The sequence below is a fragment of the Frateuria defendens genome, assembly GCF_001182895.1.
Classification (GTDB): Bacteria; Pseudomonadota; Gammaproteobacteria; order Xanthomonadales; family Rhodanobacteraceae; genus Frateuria_B; species Frateuria_B defendens.
This window is the reverse complement of record NZ_LFQR01000028.1, coordinates 38306-51002: the sequence shown is the minus strand read 5'-3', so window position 1 is coordinate 51002 and position 12697 is coordinate 38306. Positions and strand designations below refer to the sequence as shown.

Sequence of the window (12697 nt, the reverse complement as noted above, 5' to 3'; positions counted from 1 at the left end):
AATGCCGGCCGCGTTCTCCTTGAACGGCGCCGCCGCCTGGATGCAGCGCCTGGGCCCGCTGATCGGCCTGCTGCTGCTCAGCCTCGCGCTCAGCGTGCTGAGCCCCGACTTTCTCACCACCGGCAACCTGCTCACCGTGCTGCGCCAGGTGTCGATCAACGCGCTGATCGCCTTCGGCATGACCTTCGTGATCCTGGCCGGCGGCATCGACCTCTCGGTGGGCGCCATCCTCGCCTTCACCGGCGCCATTGCCGCCGGGCTGATGGCGGCGGGCCATGGCATGGCGCTGTCGGTGCTCGCGGCGCTCGGCCTGGGCCTGCTGCTCGGCGTGCTCAATGGCGTGCTGGTGTCGTGGGGCAAGGTGGCGCCCTTCATCGCCACACTGGGCAGCATGACCCTGCTGCGCGGGCTCACGCTCTCCTACACCGCCGGCCAGCCGATCGCGGTGGGCAACGGCGGCTTCGCCCTGATCGGCAACGGCTACCTCGCCCACCTCGTGCCCAACCCGGTGATCTGGATGTTCATCGCCTTCGCGCTCGGCGGCTTCCTGCTGCGCGGCACGGTGTTCGGCCGCCACGTATTCGCGCTCGGCGGCAACGAGGAGGCCGCGCGGCTCTCGGGCGTGCGCATCAACCTGGTCAAGCTCGGCGTGTACGGCCTCTCCGGCCTGCTCTCGGCCTTCGCCGGCGTGGTGCTGACCTCGCGCCTGTACTCGGCCCAGGCCACCGCCGGCAGCGGCTACGAGCTCGACGCCATCGCCGCGGTGGTGCTCGGCGGCACCAGCCTCGCCGGCGGCCGCGGCTGGCTGGTGGGCACGCTGATCGGCGCGCTGCTGATCGGCTTCCTCAACAACGGACTGAACCTGCTCGGCGTGTCCTCGTTCTACCAGCAGGTGGTCAAGGGTGCGGTGATCCTGGTCGCGGTGCTGCTGGACCGCCGCAAGTGAACACGTTCGCCTGAACACGCTCGAACAGCACGCTCGAATAAACCTGCTCGTCCCTTTCCCCACCCCGTCACGGGAGTAACCCCTCATGCGCAAGTACGGTTTCTTCGCCCTCACCGCCGCCGCACTGCTCGCCGCGGCGTGCAGCCAGCAGGGCCCCGGCGAGAGCGCGGCCCCGGCCGCGGCCGGCACGGCGGCTGGCGCCGCCGGCGGCGCCAAGGTCGTCGGCCTGGCCCTGTCCACCCAGAACAACCCCTTCTTCGTCGAGCTCAAGCAGGGTGCCGAGCAGGCCGCGAAGGAAGCGGGCCTCACGCTCACCGTGGTCGACGCGCAGGACGACCCGGCCAAGCAGATCGCCAGCGTGGAAGACCTGATCCAGAAGAAGGTCGCGGTGATCCTGCTCAACCCCACCGACTCCTCCGCGCTGAGCGGCGCGGTGCAGGAGGCCAACCAGGCGCACATCCCGGTGATCACGCTGGACCGCTCGGTGGACAACGGCCAGGTGGCCTCGCACATCGCCTCCGACAACGTCGCCGGCGGCGGCAAGGCGGCCGACTTCCTGCGCCAGGCGCTGGGCAACAAGGGCAACGTGATCGAGCTGCAGGGCGTGCCCGGCACCTCCGCCGCGCGCGACCGCGGCCAGGGCTTCGAGGGCGCGCTCAAGGGCAGCGGCCTGCGGGTGATCGCCAGCCAGCCGGCCAACTTCGACCGTGCGCAGGGCCTCTCGGTCACCGAGAACCTGCTGCAGGCGCACCCGGACGTGCAGGCGATCTTCGCCCAGAACGACGAGATGGCGCTGGGCGCGGCGCGCGCGCTGGAAGGCGCCAAGCGCGACAACGTGCTGGTGGTCGGCTTCGACGGCACGCCCGACGGCATGCAGGCGGTGAAGGACGGCAAGCTCGCCGCCACCGTGGCGCAGCAGCCGGGCATGATCGGCCGCATCGGCGTGCAGACCGCCAAGAGCCTGATCGACAACCAGCCGGTGGAGGCGAAGATCGCCGTGCCGCTCAAGCTGGTGAGCAAGGACGCCGCGCCGTAAGCACGACAACGGCCAAACCGCGAGAAAAAAAACCGGGCCGCACAGGCCCGGTTTTCGTTTCAGGCGTCCGAATTCGGCGCCGTCACTCGGCCGGGGCCGGTGCGATCACCTCGCGCTGGCCGTTGATGCCGGTGGCCGAGACCAGCCCCGCCGCCTCCATCGCCTCCACCAGCCGCGCGGCGCGGTTGTAGCCGATGCGGAACTGGCGCTGCACGAAGGAGATCGAGGCGCGGCGTGTGCGCACCACGAAGGCCGCCGCCTCGTCGTACAGCGGATCGAGCTCGGCGTCCGCGCCCTCCTCGCCGAACAGTTCGCCCGAGCCGCCTTCGCCGGGCGGGCCGGCGAGGATCTCGTCCTTGTAGTCGGGCTCGCCGAACTGCTTGAGGTAGGCCACCACACGCAGCACTTCCTCGTCGGCCACGAAGGCGCCGTGGATGCGCTGCGGGTAGCCCGTGCCCGGCGGCAGGAACAGCATGTCGCCCTGGCCGAGCAGGCTCTCCGCACCCATCTGGTCGAGGATGGTGCGTGAGTCGATCTTGGAGGAAACCTGGAAGGCCACGCGGGTGGGGATGTTGGCCTTGATCAGGCCCGTGATCACGTCCACCGACGGGCGCTGCGTGGCGAGGATCAAATGGATGCCCGCCGCGCGCGCCTTCTGCGCGAGCCGGGCGATCAGCTCCTCGATCTTCTTGCCGGCCACCATCATCAGGTCGGCCAGCTCGTCGATCACCACCACGATCATCGGCAGGGTGTCGAGCGTCTCGGGCACCTCCGGATGCGCGGGGAAGGGGTTGAGCAGCGGCCGGCCCGCGGCCTTCGCCTCGCGCACCTTCTGGTTGAAGCCGGCCAGGTTGCGCACGCGCAGGTCCGACATCAGGCGGTAGCGGTTCTCCATCTCCGCCACGCACCAGGCCAGCGCGTTGGCGGCCAGCTTCATGTCGGTGACCACCGGCGCCAGCAGGTGCGGGATGCCCTCGTACACCGAAAGCTCCAGCATCTTCGGGTCGATCATGATCAGGCGCACGTCCTCGGGCGTGGCCTTGTAGAGCATCGAGAGGATCATCGCGTTGACCGCCACCGACTTGCCCGAACCGGTGGTGCCGGCCACCAGCATATGCGGCGCGCGGGCCAGGTCCGCCACCATCGGCTCGCCGGTGATGCCCTTGCCCATCGCCAGCGTGAGTTGCGAGTCGGCGTCGCGGTATTCGGGCGAGTCGAGGATCTCCGACAGCGCGATCATCTGCCGCTGCTCGTTGGGCAGCTCCAGGCCCATGCAGGTCTTGCCGGGAATGGTCTCCACCACGCGGATCGAGGTACGGCCCAGGCCGCGGGCCAGGTCCTTCATCAGCGCCACGATCTGGTTGCCGCGCACGCCCACCGCCGGCTCGACCTCGAAGCGTGTGATCACCGGGCCGGCCGAGGCGCCCACCACGGCCACCGGCACCTTGAACTCGCCGAGGCGCTGCTCGATCAGTTCGCCCGTCTCGGCCAGCTGCGCCTCGTCGGCCGAGGCCGCTTCGGAAACCACCGCACCGGCCAGCAGCGACAGCGGCGGCAGCTGCACGGACGAGCGCGCCCGCGGAGCCGCCTCGGCAAAGGCCGGCGCCTCGGGTTCGGCGGGCGGATCGTCGTTGGCCGCGCGATAACGTCCCGGCACCGGCGTAGCCGGCAGGGCGGGCGACCAGTGCGCGGCCGGCTCGATCATCGCCTCGGCCTGCGGCGGCGCGGCCGTCTCCACGGAGGCGGCTGTTTCCAGGAGCTCGGGTTCGACGTCGGTGTCGGACTCGGGCTTCGACTCCGCCTCGCTACCCGGCGCAGGGGGCAACTCGACCAGGGACGGCGCTGAGGCGAGGGGCTCATCCGGCAGGGGAGCGACTGGCGCATCGACCGGCTCACTGATCGACTCGTGAAGCGGGGCGCGGGGCGGCTCGACCGCGGCGATGGGGACCGCGGATGCGGCAGGAGCGGCCACCGTCGGGTTCACCGGCCGCGGCGCCGGCCGGGCCATCCGCGCCGTGGCGGCCGGCAGCGATGGCGAGGACGCACGCGCGCTTCGGGGCAACAGCCACGGCTCGCGGATCACCGTCTCGCGGGCAGTCGGCACACGACGCCCGCCCTCCCGCATCGGCCACGCGGACGGAGCCGGCGAGGGCGAAGATGAAGGCACCACCGCCGCCGGCCTTTCGACGGGCGTCATCGCAGGACGCGGCGAAGCCAGTGGCTCCCTACGCCGGCGCGCTGCCTTGGGCGCGCGCCGCACCGCGCCGCGTCCACGCCGCCGGCCCCAACGCAGGCCCATCCCACCGACGCGCCCCATTCCCCAGTCGCCCAGCGCATCGATGCCCGCCGTAACGCGCCGGAACACCGCCGGCCAGGCAACGCCCAGGTACCAGGGCAGGGCGGCGGCGAGCACCGCCAGCATCAACAGGCTCGTCAACGGCGTGCCCAGCAAACCGCCCAGGCCATCGGCCAAGGCGCGGCAGACTGCGCCGCCGGCTTGCGGGTCGTCCGTGTAGTGCCCCACCACCAGCCCTTCCAGCGTCGCGCTGGAACCCAGCACCAGCACGCCGCCCAGCCAGAAACGGATCGCCCCTTCGCCGCCGAGCACCGGTCGCCGCCGCGACAACAGCGGCCGCCCGATGCGCCAGGCCAGGCGAAGCAGCCACAGGGTGGAAAGTCCAAAACTGCCGAAAAGAAACGTAGACATGCCTAGTTGGACGACCCACTCATCCCTGCAAACGCAACATGTTAGCGCCTACAGGTCAGTGCCGTCAGCGGAGTGTCCCGTAAAGGTTTGTTCCGTATGCGATTGACGGCCTACTTGCCGATACGAAGAAGTGATTTGCTTGGCAGGCGCCTGCTCCGGCGCTTGGGCCTTATGGGATCTCATCGCTCCCCACATCCGACCGGGCAAAGCGCTCGGCCATCTGCCGCAGCCAGGCCAGATCGCTGGCCCATTGCCGGCGCTCGGCGACTTCGCGCTCGAACAGGGCCGGCGTCTTCTCCAGCACCAGCGTGTACGGCCGGCCGCTGCGCCGCGTCTCGTGCCGCAGTGGCAGTTCATGGCGGTCGATGAACTGGTGGATGAGCTGCCGTTTGGCCTGCGCCAGTGGCCACTCGAAGCGCTGCTGCACTGGCGATGCCAGGAAGCGCGCCAAGAGCTCGTGCAGGTCGCCCAGGCGGGCGCCATCGGCTGGCGGCGCGATCGACCAGTCGTCGTCCGCACGCCCGGGCTGCGCCAACCGCGCGGTAAGCACCTGGGTGCAGAATCCATGCACGGGCGCCAACTCGAGCGCAACGGCATTCAGCGTGTCCGTGCCCGCCGCACGCAATACGCCCAGTGGCACCTGCAGCGGCAGTTCGCTGGACAGCAGTGTGTCGATGACCTGCTGTCGAAGCGCGGCAAGACGGGCGTCGTGGCTGGATCGGACCAACGCCAGCAGCGCCGGGCTGGTGGCCGCCAGCGCCTTCACCCTGGCGCTGCCCCCGGTGTGCGCCTGCACCTGTGCGGTGTGCTTGCGCAGCCAATCCCAGCGCTCCTGCACCAGAGCGGCAACCAGTGCGCGTCCGTCCGCGGGCGCCGCCGTGCTCCAGGCGTGGGCCAGCGCCGGGAGCGTGTGTGCCAGCCAGTGCAACTCGCTTTCGTCGGTCTGGTAGGCCTCAGCCCATTGCTGCAGGCACTCCTTGCACCAATCCAGGCCATGGCGTTCCAGCAGCCGCAGCACCGAGGGCATCACCTCCGGCGTCAATTGCACCAGCGCGAACGGCGCCAGCAGGCCGGCGGCGGTCGGCGCGTCGTCGAGTGCGGCGGCCACCGCCAGGGTGGCGCCGGGCAGTGCAGAATCGTTCGCCGCGCCCCGGCCCCAGAACGGCAACATGGACTTTGCCCACTGCTGCGCCTGCTCGCTGTCGCCAGCGGCCAGCCGCTCGGCGACCTGCTCGATGCCCCAGCGTGGCGACTGCCGGGCACGGATGACGAAGGCGCGCTCGCGCGGCCACAACACCACGGCCGCACGGTGATACCAGCGATCGACCGTGTTGCCGTAGTTGCCCATGTAGCCCTCGTACTCGGAGCGGAACGGCGTGCAGTCGACCGAGGGGCGATTCATGCACAACTCGGCCGAGGCGACGAAGTTGGCCTCCGACGCCAGCGCGCCGCCATCCGGGGCGATCCCGTGGCGCAGCTCGATCTCGCTGTCGATCAGCTCGCCCAGCGTCGGCTCGGCCGTATCGTCGGCCTCGATCTCCTCTTCGTCCTCGGCATAGCCCCAGCGGTCGTATTCCGGGTAGTCGTCCTCGGCCTGCCAGGTCTCGTGCACGTCGGCCAGCGCCAGGAAGATCTCCGCATCCAGTCGCTCGGCCACCCGCCGCAGCGCGGCGGCACGCGGCGCATCCGCGCCCTTGAGCCGGGCCCACGACAGGCCGCTCTGCGTGTACTGGTGGTCGAGCAGATAGACCAGCCGGTCCGGCGGCTCGATGGCGGTGTCGCCCGTCCAGCGCGGGGCGGCAGGCGTGTGCCAGAAGCGGCGCACCGCATCGGCCAGGGCATCGAGGTCCTGCGCCGGCAGGTCCGCGGCGGGAGGGTCGCCACAGGCGACCAGGTTCCAGGTCAGCACGATGCGATAGCCCTGCGTGACCGGGCGCACTTCGTGATGGCAATCGGCATAGAAGGCGACCATGCCCAACTTGCCGGCCGAGCCGCGCGTGCGCAGCGTCTGCCCCTGGTGCGAGACCACGAACTCGCCGCCGCTGAACTTCGACGGCAGGGTGACCACCAGCGTGCCCAGCATGCCGTCGGCCTTCTCCGAATCCTGGTGCACGGCGAAGAACTGCCCGGGCGCGTACACCAGCAGGTTGTGCAACTGCGCGTCGAGCCACACGCCGGGCGGCAGGCCCAGATCGCGAGCAATGCGCGCCAGCGCACGCTCGAGCACGGCGGACCACTGCGGCGAACCGAAGCGCAGGCGGCCGGCCGGGATTTCCCAGGTATCGCGCACACGCGGATCCTGCCGCGTCTGGTCCTTGTAGCCATGGTGCGCTGGCTGCGCCGCTGCGCATAGGCGATGAGCGGTTTGGAGCGTCACCGGCAGCGGCACGGCGCCGACGCCTTCGACGTGCAGTTGCGGATCGGCCTCGACGGCAAAGCGCGTCGCGAAGTGGCCACTGGTGCCGAGGGTGACGAGTCGTTGGGCGATGGTCTGGGCGGGGGTGGTCATCAATGAATTACCCCGTCAGTCATGAGCACGTTGCGGGTTTGGGCGAGCACATCGATTGCTCTCTCATTCCGCGATTCGCGACACCTAGCTGTGATCTCTCAGTAGGTTGTTCATCCGGGGCATCTCTGGAAGATGAGGGTTACCAAGCCAACCCAGTCCCCAGGAGCCCCGGATGAACCTTCATAAACATGCCCCGTTTGAGTCCTCGCGGTCGAGCCCTGCTCGTGGATCGCATCCTTGCTGGTCCACAGCGACAAGGATGTCTGGCACCGTGGCAACTATAAGACGTCCACCAACAGCGTTGCCGCCTTCGCATGGTCGCATCACCATGGCCGAGGCGATCCGTCTGACCGGTGGCAATCGCAACACGCTCAAGCAGCACTTCAGGGCGCTGGCGGAGCAGGGACATTTAACTCAGCATGGGGGCGGCCGCGGGACTTGGTATGAGTTGCGCCGACACGCCTGCCGAACGAACCAGACATCAGTACCATGAGCGAATACCAGTACTACGAATTTGCGGCCATCGACCGGCCATTGACCCGCACCGAGATGGCCGAGTTGCGCGCCGTGTCCACCCGCGCCGTCATCACGCCCACCCGCTTCACCAACCACTACGAATGGGGCGACCTCAAGGCCAATCCGGACGACTGGATGCGACGTTATTTCGACGCCTTCGTCTACTTGGCCAACTGGTGTACCTGCCAGTTGTCACTGCGATTGCCGAAGGCCGATTTCTGCAAGGCCGAGTTGCAGCCCTTTGCCAGCCGCTCGACGCTCTCCGTCAATTCCAGCAGCACGCACTGGATTCTCCACTGGACGCTCGACGAAAGCGAAGACGACGACCGCTTCGCCACGGACGACGGCAGCGGCTGGATGCGACGCCTGGCTCCGCTGCGCGACGAACTGTTGCGTGGCGACCTACGGTCGCTTTACCTGGGCTGGCTGGCCGGTGCCAATAGCTTGGACGACGATGCGCTGGAACCTGAAGTTCCGCCCGACCTGGCGGAACTGTCGTCCGCACAGCAGGCGTTGGCCGAATTCCTGGAGATCGATCCGGATCTGCTCGAAGCCGCCCGTGTCGGCAGTACGGCGTCCCCACCATTGGGTGGCGACGAAGCGCAGCGCATGGCTGCCTGGTTGGATACCTGGCAGGCCCCGAACATGAAGGACGTACTCAAGCGCATCGCGCTGGGACAAGGACAGGAAGCGGAGCGGCAGGTGAAATCACACTACGCTGCCTGGTTGAAGGCGCAGTGTCCAATCTCCTCCCCTGATTCACCCAGACGGTGCGTAGCCGAACTGCGCGAACTGGCCCGATCGGCTGCCACAGTCCGGCGGGAACGCGAAGCCAGGGCACGCGAGGCGCGCGAAGCCGAACAACGCCGGCAACACGAAACCTACCTGCGCAGCCTGATGCGCCGCTGCGACCAATACTGGAAGCAGGCCGATTCCGAGGCCACACGCGGCGTCGCCTCCGGCTACGAACGGGCGGCGCACCTACTCTCCACCCTGGCTGAAGGCTATGCCCTCGTCTCCAGCCGCAAAGCCTTCGACCGCGAACTGCGGCGTTTCCTCGTCCCCCACGCCAGGCGCGCAGCCTTGTTGCGACGCCTGACCGACGCCGGCCTGTGGTCGGGGTGAGCGCTGACGATGGCCGACCGCAACGACGAACTCGCCCGCCTTCGTGCCGAGAACGCCCGTCTGGTCGGCCTGCTCGAAGCGCATGGCATCTCCTGGCAAGCCCCTGTGCCGGCCCTTACGCCTTTCGCGACCTCTCTGCTGACTACCGACGAGAAAGTGGCTCTCTTCCGCAGATTGTTCCGTGGTCGCACCGATGTCTATCCGATCCGCTGGGAGAACAAGGCCGGCAAGAGCGGCTATGCACCAGGCTGCACCAATGAGTGGCGCCCGGGCATCTGCGAGAAGCCGCGCATCAAATGCGCCAACTGCCAACAGCGGCAACTGTTGCCGCTGACCGATCAGGTCGTCTTCGATCATCTGGCCGGGCGCCATACGATCGGCCTCTATCCGCTGCTGACCGACGATGGTTGCCACCTGATCGCCGTGGATCTTGACGACGCTGACTGGCGCGAGGACGCTCGGGCCTTCGTCCAATCCTGCCGCGAACTGTGTGTTCCCGTGGCGCTGGAAATCTCGCGCTCCGGCAACGGTGCGCATGCCTGGATCTTCTTTTCCGATCGCATTGCCGCGCGCGATGCCCGACGGCTGGGCTCGGCCCTCATCAGCCACACCTGCGCTCGCACGCGGCAACTGAAGCTAAGCTCCTACGATCGCCTGTTCCCGAACCAGGACGCGATGCCCAAGGGCGGTTTCGGCAACCTGATTGCCCTGCCGCTGCAGAAGATGCCCCGCGAACGCGGTGCGAGCGTATTCGTGGACGATGACCTGCAGCCGCATCCCGACCAATGGGCATTCCTCGCCTCGCTGCAGTCGATGGCCCCGCATGACATCGAGCCCACCATCCTTCGCGCCACCGGCGGCTCCCATCCTCTGGACGTCACCTTCGCCACCGACGAGGACCTGCACGAGCCATGGAAGCGTTCGGAGGCGGACAGGCAACGCCTGGCCGGTCCGATGCCGGCTTCCCTGACGATCATTCTGGCCAACCTCATCTACATCGAGAAAGCTGCGCTCCCGCAAGCACTGGCCAACCGGCTCATCCGTCTTGCCGCCTTCGCCAATCCCGAATTCCACCAGGCCCAGGCACTACGCCTGCCGGTCTGGAACAAGCCCCGCCTGATTGGCTGCGCCGAGAACTTCCCCCGCCACATCGCCCTACCACGCGGCTGCCTCGATGCCGTTCGCGAGCTGCTGCGTGAGAACGATATCGGCTGCGTACTGCAGGACGAACGCTGCCGCGGCCAAAGCCTGGATGTTGGATTCGTTGGCCAGCTCCGCGATGATCAGGAGGAAACCGTCGAAACGATGCGTCGCTTCGATACCGGCATCCTGTGCGCACCCACCGCCTTCGGCAAGACCGTCACCGCCGCCGCGCTGATCGCCCGGCGTGGCGTCAACACGCTGGTGCTGGTGCATCGCACCGAATTGCTCAGGCAGTGGCAGGAACGATTGCAGACCTTCCTGGGTTGCGGCAAGGACATGGTCGGCGTCATCGGCGGCGGCAAGTCCAGGCCGACCGGCTGGATCGACATCGCGGTCATGCAGTCATTGCATCGACGGGGGAAAACCCATCCCATCGTGGAGAACTACGGGCACCTCATCGTCGACGAATGCCACCATCTGTCGGCGGTTTCGTTCGAAGCCATCCTCAAGCGCGCCCGCGCTCACTACGTGCTCGGACTTACCGCCACGCCGATCCGGCGCGACGGACGCCAGCCCATCCTGTTCATGCAATGCGGCCCGATCCGTCACACGGCAGCCAGGCCGGTTGGCGCGCCGCGGATGCTGGAAGTCGTTCCGCGCCACTTGCCGGTGCGCGCACCGCTCCCTGACGATGCCGCCATCCAGGAGATATTCCGCCAGCTTGCCGGCGATGACGCTCGTACCACCACCATCGCCGACGAGATCACACGAGCTTTCGAACTGGGAGGCAAGGTGCTGGCCTTGACCGAGCGGACCGACCATCTCGACGCCCTGCATGCTGCCCTGGCCGATCGCATCCAGCCCTTGTTCCTTCTGCATGGCCGCCAGGCGAGGAAACAGCGCGCCGGCGTGATCTCCGCCCTGGACGCGTTGGATACCGATGCCCCGCGCGTGTTGCTGGCCAGTGGCAGGCTGGTCGGCGAAGGCTTCGACCACCCGCCGCTCGACACCCTGGTACTGGCGATGCCGATTTCGTGGAAAGGCACACTGCAACAGTATGCCGGCCGCCTGCACCGCGAGCACGCGGGCAAACAGCACGTGCGCATCATCGACTTCATCGACACCGGGCATCCTTCGCTGCTGCGCATGTGGGAACGACGGCAGCGCGGCTACCGGGCGATGGGCTATCGGATGGGAGGCAGCGCATTGGATCTGCAACCGCGGTAGGTGCCGCGGCGATGCGCAGTAGCAGGCCATGCTGCCCGAGGCGGCGTGACTCAAACCAAACAGCCGCCGGGAAACCCGGGGCGGATCAAGACTTGAATCTACTTCCCGATGCAGAAGCTGGAGAAGATCGCCCCCAGCAGATCGTCGCTGCTGTAGGCGCCGGTAATCTCGCCCAACGCCTGCTGCGCCTGGCGCAGTTCCTCGGCGGCCAGCTCACCGGCGCGGGTGGCGGCGAGCATGTCCGCCGCGGTATCGAGATGCTCGCCAACCCGCTCCAGCGCCAGTATGTGGCGGCGGCGGGCGCTGAAGGCACCTTCGCCGCCGTGGCCGGCCAGGCGCTTCAAGTGATCGCTCAGGGCGGCGAGGCCGGCGCCGGTGCGGGCCGAGAGCCACAGCCAGTCGAGGCCGTCGCGGAGTTCGTGTTGCGGGGACGCTCCGTCCACGTCGATCTTGTTCACCAGCACCCGCCGCTCGATGCCTGGGGGCAATTCGGCTAGCAGGGCGAGGTCCGCCGCAGCGTGCGACGCATCCGTCACCAGCAGCACCACGTCGGCGCGCTGCAATTCGCCGCGCGCGCGGCGCACACCTTCGCGCTCGACCGGGTCGGCGCTCTCGCGCAGGCCGGCGGTGTCGGCCAGCTCCAGCGCGATGCCGTCCAGGTTCACGCTCTCGCGCAGCACGTCGCGGGTGGTGCCGGCGATGTCGGTGACGATGGCGCGCTCGCTGCCGGCCAGCGCGTTGAGCAGGCTGGACTTGCCCGTGTTGGGCCGGCCGACAATGGCCACCTTGAGGCCATCGGTGAGGCGCAGGCCGCGCTGTGCCTCGCGCAGCAGCTCGGCCAGCCGCGTGCGCAGCGCATCGAGCTGCCGGGTGATCGCCGGGTCGGCGAGGAAGTCGATCTCCTCCTCCGGGAAATCGATCGCCGCCTCGATGTGCACGCGCAGCGCGATCAGCGCCTGCAGCAGGGCCTCGACCCGCCGCGAGAAGGCACCCTCCATCGAGGCCAGCGCCGCGCGCGCCGCGGTCTGCGAGCGGGCGGCGACGAGGTCGGCCACCGCCTCGGCCTGGGCCAGGTCGAGCTTGCCGTTCAAGAACGCGCGCTCGGTGAACTCGCCCGGCCGCGCCAGCCGCGCGCCCAGCGCACAGACCCGGCGCAACAGCGCATCGAGCAGCACCGGGCTGCCGTGGCCTTGCAGTTCCAGCACGTGCTCGCCGGTGTAGGAGGCGGGAGCGGGGAAGTACAGCAGCAGGCCGCGGTCGATCAGCGTGCCGTCGGCCTCGCGGAAGGCGGCGAAGTGCGCATGGCGCGGCGCCGGCGCCCGGCCGAGCAGGACCTGCGCGATGGCCGGCGCCGCCGGCCCCGACACGCGCAGCACGCCCACGCCGGCCGCGGCGGTGCCGCTGGCGATGGCGGCGATGGTGTCGGTGGCGACGGTGCTCATGCTGGCGGTCACTCTAAACGAAGCAGCCGCGGTGGTTGCCCACCGC

Annotated in this window: 7 protein-coding genes; 4 read left to right on the top strand and 3 right to left on the bottom strand. The window is 68.8% G+C overall.

Going from position 1 to position 12697, the window contains the following annotated elements:
- The first annotated feature begins 1 nt into the window (after nt 1).
- Both ACH65_RS04095 and rbsB read left to right on the top strand, forming a co-directional pair.
- A complete protein-coding gene (locus ACH65_RS04095) occupies nt 2-946 on the top strand; it encodes an ABC transporter permease subunit (protein ID WP_049621309.1) in 945 nt (314 codons plus the stop codon).
- 85 nt (nt 947-1031) lie between these two features.
- Nucleotides 1032-1982 carry a ribose ABC transporter substrate-binding protein RbsB gene (gene rbsB, locus ACH65_RS04090; RefSeq protein WP_049621308.1) on the top strand — a complete coding sequence of 317 codons (951 nt, stop codon included), beginning with the start codon at nt 1032-1034 and terminating at the stop codon, nt 1980-1982.
- Nucleotides 1983-2064: 82 nt separating this feature from the next.
- Here rbsB and ACH65_RS20975 read toward each other — a convergent pair whose 3' ends face one another.
- Together ACH65_RS20975 and ACH65_RS04080 are read right to left on the bottom strand one after the other, a co-directional pair.
- Nucleotides 2065-4689 carry a DNA translocase FtsK gene (locus ACH65_RS20975; RefSeq protein WP_053096146.1) on the bottom strand — a complete coding sequence of 875 codons (2625 nt, stop codon included), beginning with the start codon at nt 4687-4689 and terminating at the stop codon, nt 2065-2067.
- A gap of 169 nt (nt 4690-4858) precedes the next feature.
- The gene (locus ACH65_RS04080) at nt 4859-7198 is read right to left on the bottom strand and encodes a 2OG-Fe(II) oxygenase (RefSeq protein WP_202594140.1); all 2340 of its coding nucleotides are present in this window, start codon (nt 7196-7198) and stop codon (nt 4859-4861) included.
- Between the two features lie 489 nt (nt 7199-7687).
- Here ACH65_RS04080 and ACH65_RS04075 point away from each other — a divergent pair, with 489 nt between their 5' ends.
- Both ACH65_RS04075 and ACH65_RS04070 read left to right on the top strand, forming a co-directional pair.
- Complete coding sequence (locus ACH65_RS04075; protein ID WP_049621307.1) at nt 7688-8839, top strand: hypothetical protein; 1152 nt, start codon at nt 7688-7690, stop codon at nt 8837-8839.
- A 9-nt stretch (nt 8840-8848) separates the two neighbouring features.
- Entirely contained in the window at nt 8849-11209 is a 2361-nt protein-coding gene (locus ACH65_RS04070; RefSeq protein WP_049621306.1) for a TOTE conflict system archaeo-eukaryotic primase domain-containing protein, read from the top strand.
- A 98-nt stretch (nt 11210-11307) separates the two neighbouring features.
- Here ACH65_RS04070 and mnmE read toward each other — a convergent pair whose 3' ends face one another.
- On the bottom strand, nt 11308-12651 hold the full coding sequence (mnmE, locus tag ACH65_RS04065) for a tRNA uridine-5-carboxymethylaminomethyl(34) synthesis GTPase MnmE (protein WP_049621305.1): 1344 nt from the start codon (nt 12649-12651) through the stop codon (nt 11308-11310).
- Between the last annotated feature and the right edge of the window lie 46 nt (nt 12652-12697).

Excerpts from the sequence above, each read along its gene's own strand:
- ACH65_RS20975 (WP_053096146.1), bottom strand. The coding sequence starts at position 4,689 with ATGTCTACGTTTCTTTTCGGCAGTTTTGGACTTTCCACCCTGTGGCTG.
- ACH65_RS04080 (WP_202594140.1), bottom strand. The coding sequence starts at position 7,198 with ATGACCACCCCCGCCCAGACCATCGCCCAACGACTCGTCACCCTCGGC.
- mnmE (WP_049621305.1), bottom strand. The coding sequence starts at position 12,651 with ATGAGCACCGTCGCCACCGACACCATCGCCGCCATCGCCAGCGGCACC.
- ACH65_RS04070 (WP_049621306.1), top strand. The coding sequence starts at position 8,849 with ATGGCCGACCGCAACGACGAACTCGCCCGCCTTCGTGCCGAGAACGCC.
- rbsB (WP_049621308.1), top strand. The coding sequence starts at position 1,032 with ATGCGCAAGTACGGTTTCTTCGCCCTCACCGCCGCCGCACTGCTCGCC.
- ACH65_RS04075 (WP_049621307.1), top strand. The coding sequence starts at position 7,688 with ATGAGCGAATACCAGTACTACGAATTTGCGGCCATCGACCGGCCATTG.
- ACH65_RS04095 (WP_049621309.1), top strand. The coding sequence starts at position 2 with ATGCCGGCCGCGTTCTCCTTGAACGGCGCCGCCGCCTGGATGCAGCGC.